Source organism: Candidatus Spongiisocius sp., from assembly GCF_965221825.1.
Taxonomy (GTDB): Bacteria; Actinomycetota; Acidimicrobiia; order Spongiisociales; family Spongiisociaceae; genus Spongiisocius.
This window is the reverse complement of sequence record NZ_OZ244917.1, coordinates 3,312,608-3,338,304: the sequence shown is the minus strand read 5'-3', so window position 1 is coordinate 3,338,304 and position 25,697 is coordinate 3,312,608. Positions and strand designations below refer to the sequence as shown.

The window sequence follows — 25,697 nt, the reverse complement described above, 5'->3', positions numbered from 1 at the left end:
GCTTCCCGGATCAGGTGACCAACTCCAGCCGACGGTCGGTGGCTCGGTCCTCCTCGGAACGTTCGGCCGGGTCGCCCCAACCTCCCCCTCCCCCGGTCTTCACCACCAACCGGGTACCGGGCTCGACCTTCAGATCGTTGGCCTTGTACATCTTTTCGGGCGCCTCGCCGGGACGGTGCACCCACACCTCGGGAGACGCGCCGTCCTGACCGCCGAACAGTCCCCATGAAGGCTGCTGGACGGCCCGCTCGAACCAGAGCTGGATCGTGACCGGCGCCAGGATCTCGTACTCCCGGATGATGCCCATGCCGCCCCGCCATTTCCCGTCGCCGCCCGAGCCCTCGCGCAGGCTGTGGCGTCGCATGATCAGCGGGTAGCGGTGCTCCATGGTCTCGATCGGGAAGTTCTTGAAGTCGCCCGCCGCCGAGTGGATGAGGGCCGACTCGCCGTCGCCCCCCTCGTAGGCGCCCCAACCGCCGGTCAGGGCCTCGCCCGACAGGAACAGGCCGAACTCGTCCTCCCCCACGATGATCACGTTCCACGAGTCGCCCACGTGCCCGGCAGCGGCCCGCTCCGGCACGACCCGGCTCAGGGCCTTGATCATCAGATCCAGCGCCAGCATCAGGTGGGGTCCGTACTTGAGGCAGGCGGCCGTCTCGCTCGGGTTGAAGCAGGTGCCCTCCGGCGCGATCACCTCGAGGTTCCGGAAGTTCCCGCCCGACACCGGGGAGTGCGGGTTCACCAGGAACTTGAAACCCTGCTCGATGCCCGAGCGGGTCTGCACGATGCCGCTGTTCACGCTTCCCGTATTCTGGCGGTTGGAGCCGGTCAGGTCGACGGTCATGCTGTCACCCTCGACCGTGACGGTGACCTTTACGTAGACGGGATCCTCGGTAACGCCATCATTGTCGAGGTAGGCGGACTCGACGTAGACGCCGTCGGGGATCTCCGCCACCGAGAGCCGATCCTCGGCCTCGGCCTGCTCGAACACGGCTTGGATGGACTTCTCCACCTGGTCCCATCCGAAACGGCGCACTATGGACCGGAACCGCTCCACCCCGGTCCGGCAGGCACTGATCTCGGCCATCAGGTCACCCACCAGCGCAGTGGGGAACCGGGAGTTCAGAGCGATCAGATCCACGATCTGCTGATCGAGGCGACCGTCCCTGAAGATGCACGTCGGACCGATGCGCAGACCCTCCTGGAAGATGTCCGTGGTGTCGCCGGCGAAGCCGGCGTCCTTGGCCCCGATGTCGTTCCAATGGGCCTTGGCGGCCGTGAACCCCCGCAGGCGTCCGTCCACGAAGATCGGGGCGTACACGGTCACATCGTTGAGATGGCTCCCGGCGATACTGGAGTCGTTGACGATCCAGACATCGCCTTCCTGGAAGACCTCGTAACCCTTGATCCCGATCACGGCGCGGATAGTGCCGCCCAGGCTTCCCAGGAAGAACGGGAGACCCGGCGCCTGGCCGAGCAGGCGACCCTCCGAGTCAAAGATCCCCACCGAACAGTCCTTCATCTCGTAGATGACCGGGCTGTGAGCGCTGCGATACAGATTCCTCCGCATCTGCTCCGCACCGGAGATGAACGCGTTCCGCACCACCTCCACCGTGGCCGGGGAGGGCATGTTCGGGGCGTTGCCGTTGCCCGTGGTGTCGCTCATTGCCGGCCTCCTCGTTCCATTACCAGATGGCCCTGGGATCCCACGCGCAGCTCCCAGCCGGGAGGAACCACCGTGGTGGTGGACGATTCCATGACGATGGCCGGGCCTGCCAGCCGACCGGACAGGTCGGCGCGGTCCACGATCGGGACCTCCACGGACCGCCCGCTGAAGATCACCTGCTCCCGGCTCTCGCCGGCCCCGCCGGATTGCCCGTTGCCTTCACCGGTGGGACCGCGCTCGAACTCGCGGATGCCGGTCAGGCGGATGGCGACCATCTCGATGGGCGCCTCCGGGTTGCAATGGCCGTAGCGCTCCTCGTACCGGGCGTGGAAGCTCGCCTTGAACTCGGCATCGGCCACCGTGTCCATCAAGGGAATGGGCAGCGAGTATTCCTGGCCCACATAGCGCAGCTCGACATGGGTCTCGAAACGCATCCCGGCCCTCTGGTCCTCGTCCACCTCCATCTCGTGGCAGACCTTGTCCTTGAGCCGCTCGATCGGCTCGGTCAGGTCGACGTAAGGCTGGTCGAGCCTCCGGTAGTGGGTGGTGACCGCGTCGTGGCGAACGTCGCCCTGGAGCATCCCCCACGCGGAGAAGACACCGGGATCGGCGGGAATCAGTACCCGCTCCACCTCGAGTTCCTCGGCCAGGAAGGCGGCATGGAGGGGGCCGGCCCCCCCGAAGGCCACGATGGCGAAGTCCTTGGGATGCAGGCCTCGTTCCACGGTCAACTCGCGGATCGCCTCGGCCATCACGAAGTGGGTGACGTCGAGGGCCTGCTCGGCCAGTTCCACTGCCGTCAGGTCGAAGAAGTCGGCCACGGACGCCAGGGCATCCTCGGCGGCCCCGCGATCCAGCGTGAAGGAACCGGCCAGCTTCTGGGCGCGTGGAATGCGGCCCAGCACCACGTTGGCATCCGAAACGGTGGGGCGAACGCCGCCCCGGCCGTAGCTGGCCGGGCCGGGGAACGAACCCGCCGACTCGGGGCCCACACGGAGTCCGCCGTGGCGTTCGTAGATCAGGCTCCCCCCGCCGGCGCCGATGCTCACCAACTCCACCGCCGGCGCCAGTATCGGCAGGCCCTGGAGCTCGAACTCGGACTGCATACCCACCTGACCGCCGCGCACGATCGAGACGTCGAAGGAGGTGCCGCCCATGTCGATGCAGATGAGGTCAGGTTGGTCGGCCTGCCGGCCCACTTCCCGGCCGCCGATCACGCCGCCCACCGGTCCCGAGTAGAGGGTGAGCACCGCTCGGTCGGCCGCCGAGTCTGCGATCATCGCTCCGCCGTTGGACTGGGTTATGTGGAGCGGCACCGACAGGCCCTGGTCGCGGAGAGCCTCGGACAGCCGGGACAGGTAGTCGCGGACCCTCGGGGTGATGTACACGGAGGTGACGGTGGAGGAGGTGCGCTCGTACTCTCGCCACTCGGGGGCCACCTCGTGGCTCAGACCGATGGGAATGTCCGGGAGGCTCTTGCGAAGGATGTTCCTCGTCTCGATCTCGTGCAGAGGGTCGACATAGGAGTGGATGAGGGACACCGCCACCGCCTCGTACTCGGCCTCGGCAATGGCCTTCGCCACCACCTCGACCGAATTGGCGTCCAGCGGGAGAAGCTCCTCACCCGATGCGCTGATCCGCTCATCGATCTCGAGGATCGAGTCCCGCTCGACCAGCGGGGCGGGCTTCTGATATTTCAGGTCGTACATATCGGGCCGGTGGCCGCGCCCGATGATGTAGGCGTCGCGGTAACCCCTGGTTGTCACCAGGGCCACCTTGCCGCCGGAGCGCTCGAGGAAGGTGTTCAGCCCCACCGTGGTTCCATGGATGAAGAGAGAGACATCCTCGAGATCGGCACCGGCCTCCTCGACCGCACCCAGCACTCCCTGGACCAGATCCTCGGGGGTGGTCAGCACCTTGGAGATCCGGCTTCCGGCGTCCGACTCCATGACCAGATCGGTGAACGTCCCTCCGATGTCCACCGCAATTCTCGTTCCCATTACGTATTGATCCCTTCGGGTTGAAAGACGCGCCCGACAGAGTACCAGTCGCCGAACCCCCCGGTCTCCGGGCTCTAGGACCGGCGTAACGTTCGGTGACGGGTGCCATCGCCGTCTCCGCTACCGAGAGTTGGTGGTTAACGCAGGCCAAGCACGGTCTGTAGAGCCGTATCGACACCCCACTGCTCTTCTGGTGTCAGATGCCCTGCAAGGTTCCCGAGCCGGGTCACATCGACAGCCCCCACGTGTTCTACGAGTACCCGTGTCGGCGTCTCATCTATTTCTAACTCGGGTCGGTATGACGCGGGTCTGGCGCTGGTTGAGGTGGGCGCTATCAGCACCACGGAGCGAGGCAGGAAGGGGTCGCCTTGAAGGACGACACCATACCGTTTCCCTTGCTGTTCGTGACCGATCCCTTTGGGTAGCCGCAGGACGAAGATGTCACCTCGCCGCACGCAGGCTCTCCATAATGCGAGCTACTGCGTGCATCTCCGCACGGTCGTCCTCATCGGCCTCCAGCCTGGCCGCTTCGGCGGCCAGGGCTTCCTCGTCGCGGTGTCGTGCCGCTGTTTCAACCAGGGACAACCGTATGGCTTGGGAACGGGTCAAGCCCGTTGCCTCAAGTTGGCCTAGAGCGTGTAACGCTTCGTCGTCCAGACGTACAGACAACGCTCGAGAAGACATATTCCCTAGCGTATCACGTTCTGTCCTACAACACGGCCGACCACCGAGTCGGTCTCACGCCTGAAGGCGAGGCTCTACACGACCTTCCAGCATCGCACGGTCCGACCGTCCATACCGCTCGGAACCAGATCCTGTTCGGCGGAGCAGGCCGCCTCCGCGAGGGGGCATCTGGGCATCAGCCGGCATCCGGAACTGGGGTCGGTCTCCCCCTTGGGGCCCAACTCGAAACTGTCGGTCTCGAAGCGGCTCGCCGCCATCAGGGCTTGCGTGTAGGGATGGGCCGGTGAGCCGAAGACCTGCTCCGCCGTGCCCTGCTCCACGATCTGGCCCAGGTACATGACGATCACCTCGTGGGCGCATACGCGCACCGCCTCGAGGTCATGGGAGATAAAGACGAAGGCGACGTGGAACTCCTCCTGGAGCTCCTGCAGGAGCGACAGGATGTCCCCGCGCACGCTCAGGTCGAGCGAGGAGGTCGGCTCGTCCAGCACAACGAGCTCGGGGTCGGGCGCCAGGGCTCGGGCGATGGCCGCGCGCTGGAGCTGTCCTCCACTCAGCGCCCTCGGCTTCCGGTCCCACAATTCCTCACCGAGGCTCACCGCGGTCAGTACGTGCCGGAGGCGTTCCTCCTGCTCCGATTTCGACATGTCCGGTCGGAGGCGGCGCAACGGCTGCGCCACCGAACTGCGCACGGTATGGGTCGGGTCGAAGGATGCCTGCGGCATCTGGAACACCATCTGCATCATGCGGCGGTGAGACCGCATCTTCCGGACGCCCAGATCACCCAGCTGGGTCCCTTCCAGGAGTACCTCCCCCTCCGTGAGCGGTGTCAGGCCAAGGAGGCAACGAGCGACCGTTGACTTGCCAGATCCGCTCTCCCCGACTATCCCCAGGGTCCGGCCCCGCTCCACAGCGAACGAGACCCGCTGGGCAGCCTTGATCGTCTCGACCAGGCCGATGGAACGACGCACCCGATAGGTCTTCGACAGGTTGCGGACCTCGAGGATGGTGCGCTCAGTCATGGTCGGGGCCCAGGTGACATAGCAACCGGCCGCGCGCGCCCAACTCGTGCGTGGGCAGGGGTTCCTCGTCGCACACGGCCATCCGGGACACGCACCTGTCCCGGAAGGCGCAGAATTGGTAGACCTCGGTCATCCGTGGAACCAGGCCGGGAATCGAGCGGGGGCGTTCATCGGTACGCAGGTCCACGCAATCGAGGAGCGCCCTGGCGTATGGATGAGAAGGCTCGGTGAGGATCCGCTCCCGAGGGCCGAACTCCACCACGCGTCCGGCGTACATGATCCCGATGTTCTCGGCCACCCTCGCCACGGCCCGCAGGTCGTGGGAGATGAAGAGCAGAGCGGCATTACGGGCATGAACCTGCTGCTCCAGGAGATCCAGCACCCTCACCTGGGTGGTCATGTCAAGTCCGGTGGTCGGCTCATCAGCCAGTATGAGGGACGGCCCGCAAGCCAGGGCCAGCGCGATGTTGACCCGCTGCGCCATTCCCCCGCTCAACTGGTGCGGGTAGCGTCTCATGATGGCGTCGGGGTTGCCGAACTCGAGGTCACGCAGCGCCTCGCGGGCGAACTCCTCCGGAGCGCCGTCTAGTACCTCGCGGTTGGCCTTGAACGCGTCCACGATCTGGCGCTCCACGCTGAGCATGGGGTCAAGGGCCGTGACGGGGTTCTGGTAGATCATGGCTACCTCTGAGCCCCGGTAGGTCTGGAGTTCGTCGGTATCCAGGTCGAGCACCGAACGGTCTTGCCACTCGACCGCACCGCCGGTGATCGCCCCACCCGGAGGCATCAGCCGCAGGATCGAGCGCAGGGTCATCGACTTCCCGCAACCGCTCTCCCCCACCAGCCCGACCGTCTCGCCGGGGAACACTTCGAGGTCCACGCCCTGGAGAGGATGGACCGGACCCGAGAGGGTGTTGATGGTGACCTCCACCCCCGAGAGGGTCAGCAGCGCCCCGTTGGCCGGACCGGAGTTCATGCGGACGTCCCTCCCGGACCGACCAACGTCTCCGAGCGGGCAGAGAAGCCGGTCAGCGAGTACACGGACAGGACGATGAAGGCGCCTGGGAATACGGAGACCCACCAGTGGCCCTGGACGATCAGCGTGGCCCCCGTCTTGATCATGGATCCCCACTCGGGGTTCGGCGGTTCGATGCCGAGGCCGATGAAGCTGAGCCCGGCGATGATCTGGATGGCGTAGGCGCACGTCAAGGGAAACAAGGCCAGGATCTGGCCGCGAGCGTTGGGGATGAAGTGGTGCCACACGATGCCCCACGCTCCCAGGCCGGCGCACTTGGCCGCCTGCACGAACTCCGCATCGGTGAGCGGCAGCAACACGCTTCGTACCTGGCGCAGGTACAGCGGGAAGTTGACCATGGAGATGGCTATGACGAGGACCGCCATGCCGTTGTCCACGGGGCCGAAGATCTCGAGGGGTCCCAGCGCGGCGAACAGGGCGATCCCGAGGAGGAGGACGGGGAAGGACTGGACCACTTCGACGATCCGCAGGGCGACCATGTCCACCCACCCGCGACGGTAGGAGGCCCAGGCGCCCGCCAGGCATCCCAGGCCGCCGCCCAGCATGACCCCGATTAGCGCCAAAGTGAAGTCGACCCGGGTGGCCACGATCACTCTCGTGAAGATGTCGAGGCCTAAGGTGTCCGTTCCGAACCAGTGCTCCGCCGAGGGCGGGGACACCGGATTGAACGGATCGGGCCGGAGAGGGTCGTAGACGGGCATGGGTATCCACTGGCCGATCGTCTCGATCCACGGACCGATCACGGCCAGGAACAGCATGAAGAAGAACAGGGAACGCCGGATGGTGATGCCGGCGGTAGGGCCCACGAGGACACGGGCCAGAAGCGGGCGTTCCCGCTGGCGGGAGATGGTGGTCATCGCCGCTCAGTCACGGAGCCGGGGATCCATGGCGAACTGGATCAGATCGACTATGAAGTACAGGATCACGTAGATAAGCGCGGCGATGATCACCACCGCCAGCACCACGTCATAATCGGAGTTGTCCATGCCCCACACCGCGTACGAACCGATCCCGGGCCAGGAGAACACCACCTCCACCAGCACCCCGCCCCCGATCAGGTAGCCGAAGGTCATGGCGGCGAGATTGAGCACAGGCGGGGAGGCGTTCCGAAGAACGTCCCTGATCAGAACCGTTCGCCGGCCCAGTCCGTAGCTGTAGGCCGCCTCGACGAACGGGCTGGCCAGGGCCTCGCTGACGGCGGTGCGGGTCACGCGGAAGAGCGGGGGCCCGCTGGTCAGCGAGAGCGTCACCGCGGGAAGGATCAGATGCCACAGAGCCTCCCATGCCAGCCGGAAGTCCCCGGCGATCAGGGCATCGACCGTGTAGAAACCGGTCACCATGGCAGGGGGATCAACGCCGCCCAGGCGGCCCAGAGGAGGCGGGAATAGCGAGGGAAGAGGGCCTAGAGGCTCCGGGAGCCTGGGAGGCAAGAAGTAGAGAAGAAAGATGAACAACAGGCCGAGCCAGAAGGCCGGGACGCTGACGCCGAACTGCGCCATGCCCTCCCCGAGCTTGGCCAGGCGCCCGCCGGGTCTGAGTCCCGCCCGTACGCCGAGCGGGATGGCCCAGATGAAACTGACCACCAGCGTGAAGAAAACCATCTCGGCGGTGGCGGGAAGCTTGAGGGCAATGTCCTCGGCGACCGGTATGCGGCTGATGCGCGACACCCCCAGGTCTCCCTGCAGAAGGTGAACCAAATAGGTCCAGAACTGCACGACAATCGGCTCGTTGAGGCCCATCTCCTCGGCTCGCTGCTCGATTATCGCCTCGCTCACCGCCATTCCCAGCGAGGCGTACAGGGGGGTACCTGTGGAGCGGGTAATCGTGAAGCCGATCATGACCACCGCCAGGAAGACGACGGCGAGAACCACTACGCGGTTGGCCAGGAACATGGCCCATCGGCGAAGTCCGGAGAGCCGATCGCGGGTCTCCTGCTCCTGACTAGTTGCCTGTGTCGCTTCTATGCGTAGCTCCAAGAAGGTGGAATGATCGGGAGGGCGGCCGCCCTAGGCGTCGCCCTCCCGATCTTCGTAGTTAATGGCCGATGGACTAGCCGGCGCGATTCAGGGTCGCGAACCAGAGAAGCCCGTCGGGATGGAGCGTGAACCCACCGATGTCTTCGCGCATCGCCAGCGTGAAGTTGGCATTGGCAAGCCACAGCATCGGTGCTGCGTCGACCAATCGGGTCACTGCCTCCCGGTAGGGCTCGCGCCGTCCCGGATCCGAGACGACCGAAGCCGTTTCGTCGAGGATCTCATCGATCCGCGGGTCCACGAAGCCGGTCCAGTTGATCGCCGCGTCCTGCGAATCCCACCACAGGAAGAACTGGTAGTAGGGGTCATCGACGTAATCGAGGAGACCACCCCGGAAGGCCATACCTCCGTAGGTGAGACCGAACAGGTGATCGAACATCTCGGCCCCGGTGACAGGACGGATGCTCATATCAATCCCAAGGTCGGCGAATTGCGCCTTGAGGTTCGTAGCGACCGCTTCATCGAGCGGGACGTTCTGGCGGATGACCATCTCGAACTCGAACCCGTCGGCAAAGCCGGCTTCGGCCATCAGCTGCCGAGCCCTGTCGGGATCGTGCTCGTAGAGCCACGCGTCCTCCAGGTTGTAGAGATCGAAGAACCTGGAATTCACCGAAATAGGTCCTTGACTCGGGACGGCCTGGCCATTCAGGACACCGTTGACTATCGCGTTGTAGTCGACCGCGTAGGACATCGCCTTACGCAAGGTCACGTTGTCGAACGGCGGGGCCTGGTTGTTCATCAGTACGTTGATCCCGTTCCGGTCGGGGACCGACAGAACCTTCACACCGTCCGAAGTGGCTGCGGTAGCCAACTGCTGTACGGACAGATCAAGGGCGATGTCCACATCACCGCTCTGGAGCAGGGCGAGACGGTTGGCCGCCTCGGGCACCGTCAGCAACTCCACCGTCTCGAAATAGGGCTGGAAACCCGTCCAGGTGGGGTTGCGCTTCAGAACCATGCGCGATCCGCGATCCCAGCTGTCCACCACGTAGCGGCCGTTGCCGGCGTAGTTCTGCTTGAGCCAATCCCGGCCCCAAGGATCGTCCTCGGTGGAGTTCGCCTGGATTGTCACGCTGTCCATGATGCCCATGGTCTGGTCTCTCATCAGCGGCAGCACGATCGTGGAAGGCCTGGCGTTGTGAACGACGATCGTCCGATCGTCGACCCGCTCGATCTGGTCGATCGATGTCACACCGATGTTGCCCCAGACCCAGGCCGGTCCGGCCGGTCCGGTGGCAAGCGCCCGGTTGATCGTGTAGATGGCGTCGTCAGCCGTTACCGGGTTGCCACTGGTCGGGAACGTCAGATTCTGGCGGAGCTTAAGGGTGATAGTCCGGAAGTCATCGCTGAAGTCCCATGACTCGATCCACTGACCCTCGAAGGAGGTCGTGTCGGCGTACGAGAAGCCGCCCACATCAGGGCCGGGACGGTACTGAACCGGCTGCATGTAGACGTTCTTAAGGACCAGGTTGGTTAGCTGCGCCGAGCCCAGGGCGGGATCGAGCTGCTCCACGTCATCAGCGATGGCGATACGGAGCGTCCGTGCCTCGGAGTCGTCGACCATGACCTCCACGGTCTCGGTCACCACCACTTCCTCGGTGACCACCACTTCCTCCGTGACCACCACTTCCTCGGTCTCGGTAACGATGGATGTGACCACCACTTCCTCGGTGACCACCACTTCTTCGGTTACGACCTCGGTCTCGGTAACGATGGATGTGACCACCACCGTCTCGGTGACGGTCTCGGTACCGCCACAAGCGGCGGCGACCATCGCCAGACCGAGCACGAGCGCCATGACTGGTGGCGTCCGTTTCCAAAGCATCTTCATACTCGCCCTCCTGAAGGCTGGGAACATAGGTCATCCTATTTGTCGCGCCGAGTGATCCGCAACTCGATTGCACGGCGTGGACGAGAAGGAACGGGAGTTAGAGGTCCGGTCTGAGAACGGGTGGCACCCTAACCCGGGTGGCCGGACCCCCCTGCTACTCCCGGTCCGCCATATGGCTCTCCCACCACGTCACGCAGAGAGCCTCGATGTCCCCTTCTGCGGCTCGGTAGTCGTACCAGCTGTTCAGCCAGTTGAGGAATCTCGGATCGCCGGGGCGGATCGAGATCTTGTTGTGCCCCCGCGACAGGATCACCAGCGTGCCGTCCGGCTCTCGCAACAGTCCCAGTTCCGGATTGAGTTCCAGGTATCGCCGCGTCACCGCGTCGCCGATGACAGCATCGACCTGTCCGTCCAGCAGCAACCGGGTCGGATCCGGAGACTCCACCACGGTCGCCGCCGGGAAGAAGCGCCCGGCAACGTCCCTGTTGCTCGATCCATGCCACACCCCGATCCGGATACCCTCCCGATACAGCGACTCGACCCCTTGGTGCGCCCTCTCGATCGGCACCTGACAGGTGACCCGGATCTGCATCAGGCGACCCATCACGAACTCCAGTTGGAGGGCCCTCTGAGGGAAGAGGGTGTGCTTGGGAAGAAGGTCCACCGTCCGGTCGAACAATGCAGGAATCTGGTCCGGCCATAGGATATCCACGATCTCGAGCTCCACGCCGAGGTCCGACGCGATCATCGCCCCGATCCGGGGCGCCAGACCGTCCGGTTCACCGGTCTCGGGGTCGCGGTACATCTCGGGCGGATCTCCCGTATCGGGGTGACCCAGAAACTCGATGGGAATCCTCAGGGAACCACGGTCCAGAATCTCATCCAGCGTCGAATCCCACCCGACAGGCATTGCCGTCCTCCTGCAAGCGCACCCGGCGGAGGCCCGCCGCTCTTGGCCAACACTAGACACCCCTGCCACGCCGGACCCGAGCCGCGAGCCCCGTACTCCTGCGAGCGGCTAGCCCAACCTCCCATGCGCCGCATGTACGATCTTCCCGAGCTAGCAACGGCGGAGGCCCGACACCTGTGATCAGACCGGCCGATGTACCCGACATCGCCGAGAACCTTCGGACCCGGCGACTTCATTCTCGTCCCCAAGCGAGTGCACCACGGGTGCAAGGGGGACTTCACGGAGCCGGTGATCAACAACCCGCCGACCGTGAAAGAACCGACGCGGACGGCCCCGCCTGAGGCCGAGTACGCAGCCTCTGAATAACGCACGCGGCGGCGCCCAGTCCCTCCGCCGCACTCCGTCAGCGATCCCACGACGGCAGCCGCGAGGTTCAGGATCGTTCGACCGATGAACCCGACCACCAAGGGGACACTATGGGCTCTGGCCGCAGTCACTACCAGTTCCTGCTTGCCCCTGTTGTTTGTCTATACCCACAGCAGCGCCGACCCCTTCGCGTGGCGTTCGTGGCTACTGGTCTTCCAAGTCCTGACCATGCTCCCGATCTTCCTCCTCGTACCGAGCGGGAAGAAGCAATGGCGAGAGAGTGCCCGCCGGCTGCTGTCATATTGGGGAACCGGCGGCGAGCCGCTCCGCATCCGGACCTCTCGGGACCTGTTGCGAACCCCGGCCCTCTGGATGGCGGTCTCCCTGGCCGTAGACCTCGCCTTCTGGGTGTGGGCAGCCACCCTGATCGACCCGCTGGTGGTGACCATCATCTTCCAGCTGATGCTGATCGGGATGGTGTGGCTGGCCGCGCGGCTGGGCAGGAAGCTCTCCAACGCAGACCAAACCTCCCCGCATGTCATGGGCAGGATGCACTGGATGCTGATGATCCTCTCCTTTGCGGGCGCCGCCGTGGTCATCTGGTCGGAGACCGGCGCGGTAGCAACCTTGAACTGGACAGGAATACTCGTTGCGTTGGCGGGAACCGCCGCCGCCAGCGGAGGCCTCTGGACAACGGTATCCACGGGACGCCTGATGACTTGGCCCGGCAACGACCCGCACGATCTGGTGTGGAACGCCACTTTCGCGGCAGTCGCCGGAAGGCTCGGCGCCCTCCCCCTGACCCTGCTGGGTAGCGCTCTGTTCTTCCCATCAGGCAGGGGCTTCGGAATCGCCTGGACCACCGCCGGCCTCCTAGCTCTAGCAGGCACCTTCGACGCGGTCGGCTCCCTGGCCCACCGGTACTCCCTGTACACCACATCCAGCCTGAGCGTTCAACGTGTCATGTTCCTCGCCCCCGCCCTCCAGATGCTCTGGCTGTGGGCTTTCGCCGACGTGTCGATCGCTAATCCCCAAGCCCTACTGGTCGGCACCGGGATCGTGCTACTCGCCAACCTCGGATGGCAGACCGCCCAACCATCGACACCATGACCTCCTCCCCCAGGACCGCGAGCAGGGGACTCAGCGCATGTAGCTGGCGCCGTTGATGTCGATGGTGGCGCCGGACAGGTGGCGGCAGTCACCTCTAGACAGGAACACCACGATCCGGGCGATCTCCACCGGGGGGATCCACTCCCCCATGGCAAGCTGGTCGGCGGTGCCTTCCTCGCCACCGAATTGCTCGGCGGCGTCGATGGACATGTCGGTTCGCACCATTCCCGGAGCGATGTTGAACGCGACCACGCCTTGGCGCGCGTAGTCACCCGCCACCGATTTGGTCAGGGCAGTCAGCGCTCCCTTGGAGGCGCTGTAGGCGGCCATGGCAGCTCGGCCGGCCCGATAGGCCAGCCAGCTGGACAGGCTGATCACCGTTCCGTCACCGTTCTCGACGAAGTGACGGACTGCGGAGCGGGTGAGGCGGGCCGGCTCGACGACGTTCACCTGCCAGGTGGCCTGCCAGGTCCGGTCCCATTCGTCCTCGGGACCGTCCCAATCCAGTTCGGCGAGGATGGCGGCGTTGTTGACCAGCACGTCGACCCGGCCCTTCCATGCGACCGCAAGGTCCCAGAGCGTGCTTCCCGCCCTGCGCTCGGAGAAGTCGGTCTGCACGAGGAGCTTGCGGTCGGGTGGCAACTCGGCCGTTGCCGCCTCGGCCCCGTGCCTCGTGCGCGAGTAATGGGCCACCACCGAGGCGCCGGCCCGTCCCAACTCTCGGGCGATCTCGAAACCGATGCCCCGCGAGGCACCGGTCACCAGGATCACCTTGCCCTCGAGCGGTTGTCCCATTACTACACCTCCCGGTGGATTCCTGCCGCGCCCGATGGGACCGAGCGATAAGATTCGGTCCTACTGTATCCGAAGCGGGGTACTGCTCCCGCAGCCAGGCAACCTCAGGAGGCAGGAATGAAGATCACCTTCATCGAACCGATAGGGATCGACATCCACGTCCCGCGTGCCGTCTCGGTGCTCGAGAAGCACGCGTCGAGCGGCGTCTTCGTCGAGGTGGTCCACCTCGACCTGCCGCCGGAACTGACCGGCCCGATGCTCTCCCCGGTGCCGCTGTACATGAACGAGTTGATCGCCACAGTTCTCCGAGCCGAGGAGGAGGGCGCCGACGCCGCCATCATCGGGTGCTGTTCGGACCCTGCCCTGATCGAGGCGCAGCGGGCGGTGAAGATACCGGTGATCGGCCCTCTTCAGGCCGCCGCGGCGCTGGCAGCCGGGCGGGGCCTCAACATCGGGATGCTCTTCCCCGACGAGCACGACTGGAAGACCACCGCCAACTGGGTGCGGGGCAACCTCCGGGCCTACGGACTGTCGGATGCGGTGAGCGACATCGCCTTCGTGCCGATGCACGTGGAGGGCGAGGACAGCCTGATCGGCAACATGGAGGTCACCGCCGAGATCGTCCAGGATCGGTTCCGCCGCCAACTCCACGAGCAGGGGGTACCGGCTGCCCGGGCCATGCTGGAGCGGGGGCCCGTGGAAGCCATCCTGTTCGGCTGCACCATATGGGGAGGCATGATCCGAGAGGTAGCCCACCTGATAGACGCGGTGTGCATCGACCCCATGGTGGCATCGCTTCATATGGCCGAGGCCCAGGTCCGGATCACCAACCTGACCTAACCTGCTCGGAGCCGTGATTCGCCTCGACGAGGCGCGTGGTCATCGGGAGCGGCGGCGCCGTTCCGACTCGAGACGCATCAACTCCCGGTCCCGCCACAGCACCTGGTCATCCCGGCCGGATGCCGGGAATCTGGACTCCAGGTCCTCGGCCACCCGCTGAACCACATCGGATGCCCACGGGTCCTCGTGACCGCGCTCGATCCCGATCCGCCCATAGGCGCGTCCCATGAACCCGGCGTGGGCGACGATGCCCCCACGGGTGTTGAGCTCGGCGACGGCCAGGGGGCCGATCACCGACCACCGGCGGGCCAATCCCTCGCTTACTACGAGGTCGAGATCAGCCGGTGCGACCACCCCGTCCCTGACCAGACACAGGGCCTCCCGGAGCAGCGCGCCCTGGAGCCGATTGAACACGAGGCAGTCGATCTCCTGGCGGACCGTGATCGGCAGCATCCCGGCGCCGGAGAACAACTCGCGGGCCGAGTCGACCGTTTCGGGGGCGGTGAAAGGCGCCGGGGCCAGCTCGACCACCCGGATCAGGTAGGGCGGGTTGCCGGGATGGGCGAGGATGCAGCGAGACCGGCCGGGGAGCCCGGCGGCTACACCGGAGGCGGTCATGGTGGAGGAGGAACTGGCGAGCGTGGTGGCGGCGGCCGCCCGCGCATCCATCCTCTCGAACAGGTCGACCTTCAGCCGAAGGGACTCCGGAGCGCACTCCTGGACGTGTACGGCACCGTCCAGCGCCTCGCCCAGATCGGCGGTGACCGCCACCCGGGCGATGATCTCGGCGGGCGACTCGTCAAGTAGACCGAAGGCGCCCAGCTCGCCCAACCGGACTTCCACTTCCTCTACAAGGATCCGGCGGCGACGGTCCTCAGGCTCGAACACCGTCGTGACGTGCCCTGCCCGAGCGAAGACGATGGCCCAACCGACACCGATCGACCCTCCCCCGACGATTCCGATACGACCGCGGCCACGGTCATGACTCGCCGGGGAGTCAGATCCCCCCACTAGCGGCCGTAGTGGTCCGTCTGCGAAACAACCTGGTGCGCTCCGGCGGTCATACCACACCGCCGTTCCACAGACAGACCACAGCGGTCCGTTCTGGGAACAACCAGGCTTGGTCTAGAGACCGAACGAGTCGGCCAGCGACTCGGCTTCCTCGACCAGCGGCATCAACCTCGCCATCCGTTCGCGGCCCTCCTCGCCCAGCTCGGCGTAGGTGGTCAGAGGCGCCCTCACGTCACCCATCGGGTGACCGACCGCGGCCGCGAGCGCCTTGGAGTAACACTGGTGGCCGTAAGTCGGGTGTCCTTCGGCGATCGTGTGCTCGATCCGGTCGATCGGGCGCCAGATGGCCCGAGCGTCTTCGATGCGGCCCGCCTCGAGCAGCTCGAAGATCCTGCCCGACGCCCGGGGCAGGTAGTTGCCGAACGGGTTGACGTACCCGATCGCACCCAGGAGGTAGGAGTCGACGACCCACTCGCCGGCGTACACCTTCATCCGCCCCCCGGAAGCCTCTATCACCTCCGGCACGCGGGAGAGATGCATGCTCGACTCCTTGACGTACTGCACCGACTCCAACTCCAAGCACAGCTTGGCCTGGAGCTTGGCCGACATGTCCACATTGGAGGTGAACGGGTTGTTGTACAGCATCACCGGGATCGAGATGGCCGCGTCGATCGCCTCGTAGTACCTGAAGATCTCGTCGTCGGTGGGCGTGTAGTAGTAGGGCGGGATGATCATCAAGCCGTCGGCGCCCAGATCCTCCGCCTGGCGGCTGTGGCGGACAGCGTTCGGGGTGTGGGCGTTCATCGTGCCGATGATCACCGGCATGCGCCCGTCGATGTGGTTGACATAGGTCTCGACGAGCTGGCGGCGCTCCTCGTCACTCACCGCCAGGAACTCCCCCGTGCTGCCCAGCGCGATGATTCCCGGCACGCCGACCTCTATCTGCCAGTCCAGGAAGTTCTTCAGCGCTCCGAAGTCGACGCCCGAACCATCCTCCGTGAACGGAGTGACCGATACCGTGTAGCTGCCCCGAAACTCCTTGGCCATCATTCCTCCAGTCGCCAGCCCCGTCACTCTAACCAGCGCGCAGCCTGAGGGGTCGCGCCGACCGGAGTGCCCGTGTCCTGCTCCGCTATGCCTCGTCCGTGTGATACTCTAAATATGATGAATACACCGCCTACACGAGAGTTCACGACATGCCGACATCAATCCGTTTGGCGCCGGAGACCGAGGAACGTCTCAGCTTCCTAGCTTCACAGACGGGCCGTACGAAGGCTTACTACCTGCGCGAGATCATCGAGCAGGGCCTTGAAGACATAGAGGACTACTACCTGGCTGGAGACGTCCTAGAGCGTGTCCGGAAAGGTCAAGAACCTATCCATTCAGCCGATGAGGTGAGGAACGAGCTTGACCTGGACGGTTGAGTACACCTCCACGGCCAAGGTTCAACTCAGAAAGCTCGACCGGAGCGCGGCGCGTCGCATTGTCGACTTCATGGACGAACGCGTGGCGGCCACGGACCCGCGCCGCATCGGCCGGGCGTTGACCGGACCGCTCGGGCATCTGTGGCGCTACCGCGTCGGGCACTATCGCGTCGTCTGCGAGCTACATGACGCCCGCGTTCGGATCCTGGTGGTGAGGGTTTCCAGACGGGACAAGGCTTACCGGTCTTGAAGCCGGGTTGCCCGGCCACAGTTGATTGGGAAACGCTCGACTCAGGTGGCAGTCCCGGCGACCTCGCCGATGGCTACGGGGCGGATAGGGGCCTGGGGGGCGAAGCCGGAGAACTCACCAGGCGGAATCCCGGAGGCTTCGGTGGCCAGAGCGAGCACCGACGGGCTGCAGTAGCGGCCCTGGCATTTGCCCATACCGGCCCGGGTCAGGCGTTTGGCCGCGCCCGCGGACTTGGCGCCGCCGGCCAGCGCCTCCCGTAACTCCCCGAGGGCGACCGATTCGCACCGGCACACCAGCGTTTCGTCGTGGGCCAGTTGGGTGGTCAGGGGCTCGGCTCGATACAGGCCGCGGAGGTGCTGCTGGAAGCGCCGGTGCCGGCGAAGGGTCTGGCGGGCGCGGGACAAGGCTCGCTCCAGGCGGTCCGGCGATGCGGCCCCTAAGTCGGCCAGCACATCGGCCCCGGCCAGGGCGCCGAGGGCGGTCGCCACATAAGCGCCGTTGATCCCGCCGGCGTCCCCCACCACCCAGACCGGGTCGAGCGAGGTCCGGCCAGTGGAGGTACGAACCACCGCGAGCGTTCCGGTATCGGGGTCGTAGCGATGGTCGCATCCCACGGCCCTGGAGATCTCGTTGGCCGGGATGAAGCCGTACCCGAGGCAGACCGCGTCAGCCGCGAACTCCCGCTCCGTTCCCGGTATGGGGTTCCCGGATCCGTCCAAGCGGGCCACCACCGCCGCCTCCGCCCGCTGATCGCCGCGGATCTCGACCACCGAGGCGCGATCGATCACCGGCACTCCTGCCCGGACCAGGGTGGTCCGGTAGGAGAACCCCTTGGCGACCAGCTCGAGCGCCGAGGCCAGCATTCCCGCGCCGTTGCCGAGGTTCCGCCACCACCGGAGATCCGCCTGCTCCGCCAGCGCCACCACCTCGACCCCGGCTCGGACCAGTTCGGCCGCAACCTGCATGTTGAGCGGTCCGTTGCCGGAGAGGATCACCCGCTCACCAGGCGCCACCTGACTCGATCGGAGCAGGGTCTGGGCGGCGCCGGTCGTCATCACGCCGGGCAGGGTCCAGCCCGGAATCGGGACGGGCCGCTCGTGGGCCCCCGTCGCCAGCACCAGCCGCTGCGGGCGCAACACCCAGTCGCAGTCATCGCTCCGGGCAGCCAGCGAGTCGGGCGCGAAGGCTCCCCAGAGGGTGACTCCGTTGAGGAACGCGACCCCGGCTTCCTGTGCCCGGGCGATCAATTTGCGCCCGGCCCGGTACTGGGAGTCGATACGGGAATCGTCGATGGCCCGCTCGGGCGGGGGTTGCTTGTAGAACTGGCCGCCCAGCTTGGAGCGCTCGTCGACCACCACCACGTCCACACCGTGCTCGGCGATGACCGAAGCCGCCGACAGCCCTCCAGGCCCGCCACCGACCACCAGAACCGTCGGCGAGAGCTCCCGCCGGGGTCGGCCGCCGGGGGACACGTCCGGAGGTCCGGGAGCGGCCGGCTGCATCCTCACCTCCTGCCCGTCCTCCACGCCGGCCATGCAGGCCAGCATCCCGGGCCGATCATCGACCACCACGGCGCACTCGTGGCAGGCGCCCATCCCGCAGAAGACGCCCCGCCGGCCTCCGTCAACCGCCTCGCGCAAACCCAACTCGCCGGTAGCTACCAGGGCCGAAGCGAGCGTGTCGCCCGCCCACCCCTCCACGGGGCGGCCCTCGAAGGTCAGCCGGACCGATTCTGCCGGAGGCTCGACCCCCGGTACGCCGACGCGCACCCTCGGATCAGCCTTCGAGCCCGTTCTTGCGCCGGTACGCCCGCCAGGTGGTGGCCCACCGGTCCGGATCGTCCAGCCCGCTCCCGACCACCCGGTGGATGGGCTGGTTGTGGGGGGCGGTCTTGACCAGTTCGGGATCGGTGCGGGCCTCCTCGCAGATGGCCGCTATGACGTCGATCCAGTAGTCCAGATCCTCGACCGACCACATCTCCCCCGCCTCGGGTGTGAACGGCTCCGGGATGAACCAGGGCTCGTGGCTCATCCAGAAGGCATCAACGCCGTAATCGACCATCCGGTTGGCCACGTCGACGGTGGTGACCCCGGTCTCCTCCGTGAGCTCGCCGAGGCTGTAGCGGGTCATCTCCATCCGGTACTCGTCCAGATGGGGAAGGCCCTTGGACACCCCCGGAATCTTGAGCAGGCGGGTCTCCATGTAGTTGTTGGCCAGCAACGACAGGTCGGCCGCCTCCTTCACTCCCGCTGCGCCCAGCGCCCGGAGCCACGAGTAGGCCTTGATGATGACCGGTATGTTGCCGAGATACTCCCGCACCTGGGTGCTGCCGGCGTGCTCGGGAACTTTGATGGCGAACGCTCCGTCGTCTCCCTTGACCACCACCGGCGCGGTCAGGTACGGAGCCAGTACTTCCGAGCACCCGTAGGCGCCCACCGCCGGTCCGCCGCCCGCCTTGGGAGCGCCGAAGGTCTTGTGGAGCATCATCATGCAGGCGTCGAAGCCCAGCTCCCGGGCCCTGATCCGGCCCATAACACCGTTGAAGTTGGCGGTGTCGTAGAAGCAGAGCCCGCCCACCGAGTGGACGATGTCGACCCACTCCTTGATGTGGGGGTTGTAGATGCCGATGTCGTCCGGGTTGTTCACCATCAGAGCCGCTGTCCGCTCCGATGCCGCCGCCCGGAGTGCTTCCACCGACGCGTAGCCCTCCTCTTCGAGGGGAAGGGTGATCACCTCGAATCCGGCCGCCGCGGCGGTGGCGGGATTGCATGGATGGGCCTGGGCGGTGGTGATGATCTCCCTCCGCTGCGCCAGGTCCCCGCGGGCCTCGTGGTAGGCCCTGGTCACCGTGGCATGGAGGAAGGCGGCGTCGGCGCCCCCGCCGGGCTGGAACACGAACTGGTCCATCCCGGTCAGGTCCCGGAGCATCCGGTCGAGCCCGTGGATGACCCCGAGCGTGCCCTGGAGCGTTTCGACGTCCTGATCGGGATGGGTCTCGGCCACGAAGGGCTGGCGGGTGAGCGCCTCGGTGACCCGAGGGTTGTACTTCATGGTGCATGTGCCGAACAGGCTGATGCCCATCATCCCCAGCACCTCCTGGCTGAGATGCAGATAGTGGCGCAGGACCTCAGGCTCCGACATCTCGGGCAGGTCGGCCGACCGGCCCCGGCGCAGGGACTCGGGAATCAGGTCGGAGGTGTCACCCACGACCGCGTCGAGATCGGGTTCGTCCACGGGGAAGAGCTGCCCGCGGCGACCGGTCCGACCCATCTCCATCACCAGCGGCTCGTCCCAGACCGCGGCGTGGTACTTCCTCAATCCATTGGTAGTCATCGCGTCACCTCCTCCAGCGCGGTGGTCAGGCGGTCTATGTCGGCCCGGCTATGCACCTCGGTCACGCAGTACAGGGCGCTCTGTCCAAGGTCGGGGAAGTCGCTGCTCAGGTCGCGGCCGCCGAAAATGCCGTGTTCCCTGAGTCGCCGGTTGATCTCGGCCACAGGAGGACCGGTCTCGTCGAACCGGACCACGAACTCCTTGAAGAAACCGGTCGGCCAGGGCAACGACACCCCCGGCACGGCTGCTATCCGCCGGGCGGCGTAGTGGCTTCTCCGGAGGATCGCTCCGCCCAACTCCTCGAAGCCGGACGGTCCCAGAACCGACATGTAGGCGGCATTGGCGATCGCCCACAGGTACACCGAGTTCCCGGTCCAGTCCTTTCCGTCCTCCCGGGAGCCATACGAGCTCTGCTGGAAAAGGGCTAGTCCGAAGGCCCGCTCCCCCTCTTGGGTGGTGTCGGTGAGGCTGACCTGAAGGGTGGGGTATTCCCGGGCGTAGCGCTCCTCGTCGCGGGTGGCGATGAAGCCCCCGACCCCGCCGCCGCCGTTCATGTGGATACCGAGCGGCTGGGTGGTCCCCACCGCGATGTCTGCGCCGTAATCGGAGGGCGGGACGATCACGCCCAGCGAGGTCGGATCGACGCCGACGATGGTCTCAGCCCCGGCGGCTCTGGCCATCCGCGCGATCTCGGCGGACTGGTCCTCGATCACCCCCAGGTAGCCGGGGTTCTCGAAGTAGACCGCGGCGACTCCTTCGTCAAGACGGCTGCCGAGGTCGGCCAGGTCGATGCGGCCGGTGGCCGGGTGGTAACCCACATAGGCGATCTCGATGTGGCCCTCCTGTTCCGGGAACCCGGCGTACGTCCGGGCCACATCCAGGCGCTGTGGATCCATCAGGGCGGGAACCAGGATCCGGCCCCGTCCCGTCATCCGCGTCGCCATCCGCATCGAATGGCCCACGGCGGCGCCCCAGCTGTAGACGGGCAGGCCCACGAATTCCATTCCCACCAGCTCCCCCAGCTGGCTGGCGAACTCGAACCAGGCCTGGTTGCGGCCCAGATCGGATGAGCCTGTACCCCATACCGAGGTCAGGAACTCGCTGCGGGTCCAGATCTCATCGCAAATGGCAGGCACGTGGTGCTGCCAGGTGCCGCCTCCCAGGAAGCTGAGGTTGTCCTCACAGTGCTCGTTCTTCCCGAGCACCCCGGTCAGATGCCGCTTGAGTTCCACCTCGGAGGCAAGGGGATCGGGCAGCCCGAATTGCCGGGTGGTTATGTGTTCGTCGGGTATCTGCTCGAACAGCTCATCGACGGTGGCGGCGCCGATCGCGTTGAGCATGTGCTTCTTGGCCTCCTCCGTGGAATTGGCCATGTAGGGGTGGGCTCTGTTCACTCCATCACACCTTCGGTCTCGCGCTCATCTTGCTTACCGTTAACTTTACCGATGGGAGGCTGCCGCGCGTCCATCGGCGGTCTACCAGTGACTCTCCTTGTCTACAACCCACTGCCGGGAGCTGCGCCATTGGCCGTCGGGGCCCCGGGTGGCTTGTGGTCGACCGCGCTTGGCTGCGGCCGCAGGGCCGGCGCCTTCAGGTCGGAGGAAGCATCGCTACGAGCAGAACCAGGCGCTCCGCCCCCCGCACCCTCGGGCCGCCGCATGTTCAGTTGAGGACGGAACAAAGAACTGGACAAGTTCAAGGCAGCCACCTCGATTCACGGCGTGTCGAAGACCGAGTCTCCAGCCTGATAGAGGCCGAACCGGAGGCGAGGGTCCCCCGGTGTCCAGTCGTGGCGGAACTGGCTTCCGTCCCCCATCCAGCGCGCCCGCTCCATCAGGGCATGGCCTACCGCTAACTGCCGAGGCGCCCAGGCAGCCAGCGCGGTCTGCGGGTCTCCGCCGGCTTCGTGGAGGGCGTCACCCAGCGCCCATGCGTCGGAGCAGGCCTTGGCGGTTCCGGCGCCGGCGTGCGGGCGCACCAAAATGGCCGCATCTCCGATCAGGCATACCCTGCCGAAGGCCATCCCACGCACGGCCACATCCAGCACCACCTGGACGAACGGATCGACGGTGCGCGTGACCACCTCTGCGATCGCCGGCGGAAAGGTCGCGGCGGCGTAGCGGCGGGCCCAGGCCACATGCGGGTCTTGCATGCGTCCGGGCGGCACCGACGAGTCTCTACGGCGCCCGGTCCGGTCGGTGAGCAGGTCATGCAGCTCATCTCCGTCGGCGTAGTTGTGGTACCAGACGAACCCTTGGGTCCGCCGTCCGGGCGTCAACTCGCCGGACGGGCCCGGGATCGGGTAGATGAGGATGTGTCCCTCGGCGGTGAGGTGGTAGGTGATGGCATCCCCGAGCCGGCGCAAGGTCGGAGGGGATAGCTCCGACTCCGGGATCGTGCCCCGCCAGGCGACGTAGCCGGCGTAGCGCGGCGCGACATGAGGTTGAAGGATCGCCCTGGATCGCGACGAGACACCGTCGGCGCACACCACCAAGTCGGCCGAGGTGGTTGCTCCGTTGGCGAACCGGAGCCTTGCCCGCCTGTCATCCTGTTCAACATCGATCATCTCGTGGCCGAGGTGGTAACGGTTGTGGTCGAAGCACGCCAGGAGGTTGCGGTACAGCGTGTTCCAGGAACTGAACCGGTAGTTGGTGCGCTCCTCGTGCGCCACCGATCCGTCCCGGTCAAGAAACCGAAGCCACGGCAGACTTACCGAGACCCGGGCGGCGTCGAGATGACGGCGCTCCTCGAAGTAGCGAACGGTCACCGGGTGCAGGACGATCCCCGCCCCCCGGGCCTCCAACTCGGCGGTGGACCGTTCGTAGACGTTCACGTCGCATCCGAGGTCCCGCAACACCAGCGCCGCCGTCAGGCCGCCGATCGATCCCCCCACGATCGCGACCCGGGGCATGTGGCTCATCAGAGGGGTGGTCGGCGCCGGACCCGACCGGACGTGAGACTGCTGTTAGGGCTGGCCGAAGGTGGAAACCTTGTCCACCCGACACTCGAACAACACCCGGCGCTCATCGATCGAAGGATCTCGCAGCCCGTAAGGGGGCTCGGCGCCGGTGTACTTGACCCAGGCCGCGTCTATCGTCTCGGTCGCTCTTGCGCCATCTTCCGGGTCGTTCTCGGAGATCTCTTGACATACCGTCACCTTCATGGACAGCCAGTGATAAGGATTGTCAGGATTGACAAGGATCAGCGAGACTTCGGGATTGGCTCTGATCCATGCAGTCTTCTTCCGATGGGCGGCGACGTTGAGCAACACTTTGTCGTCCTCGTAACCGAACCACATCGGGGTAAGGCTGGGCCTGCCGTCCGCCGCAATCACGCTGACCACCGCGGTGACCGACTCATCAAGCAAACGCTTGTAGATCGGATCCAAGTCGTTCAAGCTTTCTAGCTCGCTGCGTCTTCCGATTCCGAACTGGCCGGGCTGGAGACCGGCCGATACGTCGAGGAACTCGTAGAGTTTCGCGGCCATTCCATGCTCCTTCCGGTCGGCCGTTACCGGATCGTAGTGAGCGAGTGCGTCGGCGCTCTCAGTCCCGCTGAGTCCATGGCCCAATGATCGTCGGCAGTTATGTTAACAATGCTCTACTCATAGAATTCTACCGTAATAAATCGTATATCGGTGTCGCCACGGTTCTCAAGATCGTGGATCATCGACTCCTCCGGCGAGTGGTTCCCGAATTGGGTGTCGCCCACCTCGTAGCGGCGGATCGCGTAGGTGCCGTCACCGGAGCGTTGCCGACCGGTGCCCGCATCCACAACCGTCCAGAAATAGGGCCGGTCGTGGATGTGGAAGGGAGCCCGTTCGCCCGGGCGGAGTCGCACCTCCCAGACTCCCACCCGGTCGTTCTCGTAGAGGAGCTTGGTGCCGACAGCATGATTCTCGGGCGCGGCGGACAACTCTTGCTCATAGTCGCCCAGGTCGAAGGCGCCCTCCGCTATGACTTCCGGCATCGGTTCCTCCTTGAGTTTTCGGGGTCCTTCTATCAGGGATAGGACACGCTAATGGAATCGTGATGTGAACCCCCCGGGAACTACTCATCCAACGGTACGTTGAGGAAGCGGAACACAGCGAGGGGCGCCGAAGGCAAGCAGAACACGCCTAGCTGTTTCGCACACAGACCACTACCTTCCGGGTTCATGGACCGAGCGAACCCGATGCGGCTGGGCCTGATCGTCAACCCGATCGCGGGAATGGGAGGGTCGGTGGGCCTCCACGGTACCGACGGCGAGACCTACCGGCAGGCCGCCGCCCTCGGAGCCGTCCCCATCGCCCACCGCCGGGCGGGCCGGGCCGTCAGGCTGCTGGCGGACGCCATACCCGACCTGCCGGTGATAACAGGCTCCGGCACCATGGGCGAGAAGACCGCCCGGGAAGCCGGGCTCTCCCCTGTCGTGGTACCGGTGAGGTCGGACCCGACCACCTCAGCCGACACCCGTGAGGTAGCCGCCCGGATGCTGGAGGAAGGTGTCGGCCTGATCGCCTTCGCCGGAGGGGACGGGACCGCCCGCGACATCGTGGGGGTGGTTGGTACCGAGGTTCCGGTGGTGGGCATCCCCACCGGTGTCAAGATGCACTCCGCTGTGTTCGGAAACACACCGGAGGCGGCCGGCGCTATGGCGGCCCGCTACGTGGCCACACCCGACCAGGTTCCGCTGACCCGGAGAGAGGTACTCGACGCCGGGGACGACCCAGGCCATGTGGCAGGCTTCTCGGTCGCATCGGTCCCATTCGTCCGCGACCTTCTCCAGCCGGGCAAGGCCACCACCGCGCTCGGCGACGATGCCAGCCTGGACCGGCTATGCAGCAAGCTCGCCGAAGAGATGGCGCCCGACCACCTCTACGTGCTCGGGCCCGGAACCACCGTAGCCCGGATCCTCGATCACCTGGACATGGAAGGAACCCTGGCCGGCGTGGACGTGGTTCGCAACCGCCGGATGGTCGCCACCAACGTCACCGCCGCCGAGCTGGTCGCCCTGCTGGAACCGGGCGTTCCCGCCACGATCTACCTGGGGGTGATCGGCGGCCAGGGCTTCCTGCTGGGCAGGGGCAACCAGCAGATCAGCCCCGAGGTCATCAGCCGGGTCGGGGAGGAGAACGTGATGATCCTGGCCGGCGAGGAGAAGGTGCGGCTCCTGGACCCGCCCGTCCTCCGGGTCGACACCGGCGTCGGGTCAGCCCGGCCGGTCATGCTCGGCTATCGAAGGGTCCACACCTCGCCCGGCCGCAGCACCGTCATGAAAGTGGTCACCTGAGGACGGAGGCCAAGCCGCATGTCTCGCCATCGGGCCGGTGGTGGTGTCCCATGTTTAGCTTCCGGTATCAAGAGCAGGACACCGTATCCGGGAAAGCTGTAACCCCGGCCGTTTG

23 protein-coding genes are annotated in these 25,697 nt (G+C 65.9%); 5 read left to right on the top strand and 18 right to left on the bottom strand.

Annotated features, from left to right (window positions below):
* Positions 1-10: 10 nt before the first annotated feature.
* The 9 genes from ACOQPD_RS15285 to ACOQPD_RS15245 all read right to left on the bottom strand — a co-directional run bounded on the left by ACOQPD_RS15285 (position 11) and on the right by ACOQPD_RS15245 (position 11,182).
* Positions 11-1,666 (bottom strand): hydantoinase B/oxoprolinase family protein, encoded by a 1,656-nt coding sequence (locus ACOQPD_RS15285; RefSeq protein WP_420612823.1) that lies wholly within the window; start codon positions 1,664-1,666, stop codon positions 11-13.
* The gene (locus ACOQPD_RS15280) at positions 1,663-3,666 is read right to left on the bottom strand and encodes a hydantoinase/oxoprolinase family protein (RefSeq protein ID WP_420612822.1); all 2,004 of its coding nucleotides are present in this window, start codon (positions 3,664-3,666) and stop codon (positions 1,663-1,665) included. The genes ACOQPD_RS15285 and ACOQPD_RS15280 overlap by 4 nt, the downstream gene beginning before the upstream one ends.
* Positions 3,667-3,803: 137 nt before the next feature.
* Positions 3,804-4,121 (bottom strand): type II toxin-antitoxin system PemK/MazF family toxin, encoded by a 318-nt coding sequence (locus tag ACOQPD_RS15275; protein ID WP_420612821.1) that lies wholly within the window; start codon positions 4,119-4,121, stop codon positions 3,804-3,806.
* A gap of 303 nt (positions 4,122-4,424) precedes the next feature.
* On the bottom strand, positions 4,425-5,372 hold the full coding sequence (locus tag ACOQPD_RS15270) for an oligopeptide/dipeptide ABC transporter ATP-binding protein (protein WP_420612820.1): 948 nt from the start codon (positions 5,370-5,372) through the stop codon (positions 4,425-4,427).
* Entirely contained in the window at positions 5,365-6,348 is a 984-nt protein-coding gene (locus ACOQPD_RS15265; RefSeq protein WP_420612819.1) for an ABC transporter ATP-binding protein, read from the bottom strand. The genes ACOQPD_RS15270 and ACOQPD_RS15265 overlap by 8 nt, the downstream gene beginning before the upstream one ends.
* Positions 6,345-7,265, bottom strand: coding sequence for an ABC transporter permease (locus ACOQPD_RS15260; RefSeq protein WP_420612818.1), 921 nt, complete (start codon positions 7,263-7,265; stop codon positions 6,345-6,347). The genes ACOQPD_RS15265 and ACOQPD_RS15260 overlap by 4 nt, the downstream gene beginning before the upstream one ends.
* 6 nt (positions 7,266-7,271) lie before the next feature.
* Positions 7,272-8,300: an ABC transporter permease gene (locus ACOQPD_RS15255; protein ID WP_420612817.1), complete on the bottom strand. Its 1,029-nt coding sequence runs from the start codon at positions 8,298-8,300 to the stop codon at positions 7,272-7,274.
* Between the two features lie 157 nt (positions 8,301-8,457).
* Complete coding sequence (locus ACOQPD_RS15250) at positions 8,458-10,272, bottom strand: ABC transporter substrate-binding protein (RefSeq protein WP_420612816.1); 1,815 nt, start codon at positions 10,270-10,272, stop codon at positions 8,458-8,460.
* A gap of 154 nt (positions 10,273-10,426) precedes the next feature.
* Positions 10,427-11,182, bottom strand: coding sequence for a transporter substrate-binding domain-containing protein (locus ACOQPD_RS15245; protein ID WP_420612815.1), 756 nt, complete (start codon positions 11,180-11,182; stop codon positions 10,427-10,429).
* 450 nt (positions 11,183-11,632) lie between these two features.
* Here ACOQPD_RS15245 and ACOQPD_RS15240 point away from each other — a divergent pair, with 450 nt between their 5' ends.
* Complete coding sequence (locus ACOQPD_RS15240; protein WP_420612814.1) at positions 11,633-12,658, top strand: hypothetical protein; 1,026 nt, start codon at positions 11,633-11,635, stop codon at positions 12,656-12,658.
* A gap of 30 nt (positions 12,659-12,688) precedes the next feature.
* On the opposite strand, the gene ACOQPD_RS15235 is transcribed toward ACOQPD_RS15240, so the two are convergent.
* The gene (locus ACOQPD_RS15235) at positions 12,689-13,453 is read right to left on the bottom strand and encodes an SDR family NAD(P)-dependent oxidoreductase (protein ID WP_420612813.1); all 765 of its coding nucleotides are present in this window, start codon (positions 13,451-13,453) and stop codon (positions 12,689-12,691) included.
* Positions 13,454-13,570: 117 nt separating this feature from the next.
* Between ACOQPD_RS15235 and ACOQPD_RS15230 the strand changes: the two genes are divergently transcribed.
* Positions 13,571-14,293, top strand: coding sequence for an aspartate/glutamate racemase family protein (locus ACOQPD_RS15230; RefSeq protein WP_420612812.1), 723 nt, complete (start codon positions 13,571-13,573; stop codon positions 14,291-14,293).
* Positions 14,294-14,332: 39 nt separating this feature from the next.
* Here the strand turns inward: ACOQPD_RS15230 and ACOQPD_RS15225 are convergent, their stop codons facing one another.
* A complete protein-coding gene (locus ACOQPD_RS15225; protein ID WP_420612811.1) occupies positions 14,333-15,304 on the bottom strand; it encodes a 3-hydroxyacyl-CoA dehydrogenase in 972 nt (323 codons plus the stop codon).
* A 114-nt stretch (positions 15,305-15,418) separates the two neighbouring features.
* Positions 15,419-16,351, bottom strand: coding sequence for a dihydrodipicolinate synthase family protein (locus tag ACOQPD_RS15220; RefSeq protein ID WP_420612810.1), 933 nt, complete (start codon positions 16,349-16,351; stop codon positions 15,419-15,421).
* Between the two features lie 149 nt (positions 16,352-16,500).
* Here ACOQPD_RS15220 and relB point away from each other — a divergent pair, with 149 nt between their 5' ends.
* Both relB and ACOQPD_RS15210 read left to right on the top strand, forming a co-directional pair.
* Entirely contained in the window at positions 16,501-16,728 is a 228-nt protein-coding gene (gene relB, locus ACOQPD_RS15215; RefSeq protein WP_420612809.1) for a type II toxin-antitoxin system RelB family antitoxin, read from the top strand.
* On the top strand, positions 16,712-16,978 hold the full coding sequence (locus ACOQPD_RS15210) for a type II toxin-antitoxin system RelE family toxin (RefSeq protein WP_420612808.1): 267 nt from the start codon (positions 16,712-16,714) through the stop codon (positions 16,976-16,978). The genes relB and ACOQPD_RS15210 overlap by 17 nt, the downstream gene beginning before the upstream one ends.
* A gap of 41 nt (positions 16,979-17,019) precedes the next feature.
* Here ACOQPD_RS15210 and ACOQPD_RS15205 read toward each other — a convergent pair whose 3' ends face one another.
* From ACOQPD_RS15205 to ACOQPD_RS15180, 6 genes are all read right to left on the bottom strand, one after another.
* Positions 17,020-18,747 carry an FAD-dependent oxidoreductase gene (locus ACOQPD_RS15205; protein WP_420612807.1) on the bottom strand — a complete coding sequence of 576 codons (1,728 nt, stop codon included), beginning with the start codon at positions 18,745-18,747 and terminating at the stop codon, positions 17,020-17,022.
* Positions 18,748-18,754: 7 nt separating this feature from the next.
* Positions 18,755-20,311, bottom strand: a complete 1,557-nt coding sequence (gene gcvPB / locus ACOQPD_RS15200) for an aminomethyl-transferring glycine dehydrogenase subunit GcvPB (protein WP_420612806.1) — start codon at positions 20,309-20,311, stop codon at positions 18,755-18,757.
* Positions 20,308-21,705, bottom strand: a complete 1,398-nt coding sequence (gene gcvPA, locus ACOQPD_RS15195) for an aminomethyl-transferring glycine dehydrogenase subunit GcvPA (RefSeq protein ID WP_420612805.1) — start codon at positions 21,703-21,705, stop codon at positions 20,308-20,310. The genes gcvPB and gcvPA overlap by 4 nt, the downstream gene beginning before the upstream one ends.
* A gap of 320 nt (positions 21,706-22,025) precedes the next feature.
* The gene (locus tag ACOQPD_RS15190; protein WP_420612804.1) at positions 22,026-23,222 is read right to left on the bottom strand and encodes an FAD binding domain-containing protein; all 1,197 of its coding nucleotides are present in this window, start codon (positions 23,220-23,222) and stop codon (positions 22,026-22,028) included.
* Between the two features lie 54 nt (positions 23,223-23,276).
* On the bottom strand, positions 23,277-23,798 hold the full coding sequence (locus ACOQPD_RS15185; RefSeq protein WP_420612803.1) for a PPOX class F420-dependent oxidoreductase: 522 nt from the start codon (positions 23,796-23,798) through the stop codon (positions 23,277-23,279).
* A gap of 113 nt (positions 23,799-23,911) precedes the next feature.
* Positions 23,912-24,280, bottom strand: coding sequence for a cupin domain-containing protein (locus ACOQPD_RS15180; RefSeq protein WP_420612802.1), 369 nt, complete (start codon positions 24,278-24,280; stop codon positions 23,912-23,914).
* A gap of 204 nt (positions 24,281-24,484) precedes the next feature.
* Here ACOQPD_RS15180 and ACOQPD_RS15175 point away from each other — a divergent pair, with 204 nt between their 5' ends.
* Positions 24,485-25,582: an ATP-NAD kinase family protein gene (locus tag ACOQPD_RS15175; RefSeq protein WP_420612801.1), complete on the top strand. Its 1,098-nt coding sequence runs from the start codon at positions 24,485-24,487 to the stop codon at positions 25,580-25,582.
* Positions 25,583-25,697: the final 115 nt, after the last annotated feature.

Coding starts and splice junctions, on each gene's coding strand:
- ACOQPD_RS15230 (WP_420612812.1), top strand. CDS start 13,571: ATGAAGATCACCTTCATCGAACCGATAGGGATCGACATCCACGTCCCG.
- ACOQPD_RS15185 (WP_420612803.1), bottom strand. CDS start 23,798: ATGGCCGCGAAACTCTACGAGTTCCTCGACGTATCGGCCGGTCTCCAG.
- ACOQPD_RS15285 (WP_420612823.1), bottom strand. CDS start 1,666: ATGAGCGACACCACGGGCAACGGCAACGCCCCGAACATGCCCTCCCCG.
- ACOQPD_RS15255 (WP_420612817.1), bottom strand. CDS start 8,300: ATGTTCCTGGCCAACCGCGTAGTGGTTCTCGCCGTCGTCTTCCTGGCG.
- ACOQPD_RS15260 (WP_420612818.1), bottom strand. CDS start 7,265: ATGACCACCATCTCCCGCCAGCGGGAACGCCCGCTTCTGGCCCGTGTC.
- ACOQPD_RS15245 (WP_420612815.1), bottom strand. CDS start 11,182: ATGCCTGTCGGGTGGGATTCGACGCTGGATGAGATTCTGGACCGTGGT.
- relB (WP_420612809.1), top strand. CDS start 16,501: ATGCCGACATCAATCCGTTTGGCGCCGGAGACCGAGGAACGTCTCAGC.
- ACOQPD_RS15265 (WP_420612819.1), bottom strand. CDS start 6,348: ATGAACTCCGGTCCGGCCAACGGGGCGCTGCTGACCCTCTCGGGGGTG.
- ACOQPD_RS15280 (WP_420612822.1), bottom strand. CDS start 3,666: ATGGGAACGAGAATTGCGGTGGACATCGGAGGGACGTTCACCGATCTG.
- ACOQPD_RS15220 (WP_420612810.1), bottom strand. CDS start 16,351: ATGGCCAAGGAGTTTCGGGGCAGCTACACGGTATCGGTCACTCCGTTC.
- ACOQPD_RS15180 (WP_420612802.1), bottom strand. CDS start 24,280: ATGCCGGAAGTCATAGCGGAGGGCGCCTTCGACCTGGGCGACTATGAG.
- ACOQPD_RS15240 (WP_420612814.1), top strand. CDS start 11,633: ATGAACCCGACCACCAAGGGGACACTATGGGCTCTGGCCGCAGTCACT.
- ACOQPD_RS15270 (WP_420612820.1), bottom strand. CDS start 5,372: ATGACTGAGCGCACCATCCTCGAGGTCCGCAACCTGTCGAAGACCTAT.
- ACOQPD_RS15175 (WP_420612801.1), top strand. CDS start 24,485: ATGCGGCTGGGCCTGATCGTCAACCCGATCGCGGGAATGGGAGGGTCG.
- ACOQPD_RS15235 (WP_420612813.1), bottom strand. CDS start 13,453: ATGGGACAACCGCTCGAGGGCAAGGTGATCCTGGTGACCGGTGCCTCG.
- ACOQPD_RS15250 (WP_420612816.1), bottom strand. CDS start 10,272: ATGAAGATGCTTTGGAAACGGACGCCACCAGTCATGGCGCTCGTGCTC.
- gcvPB (WP_420612806.1), bottom strand. CDS start 20,311: ATGACTACCAATGGATTGAGGAAGTACCACGCCGCGGTCTGGGACGAG.
- ACOQPD_RS15190 (WP_420612804.1), bottom strand. CDS start 23,222: ATGCCCCGGGTCGCGATCGTGGGGGGATCGATCGGCGGCCTGACGGCG.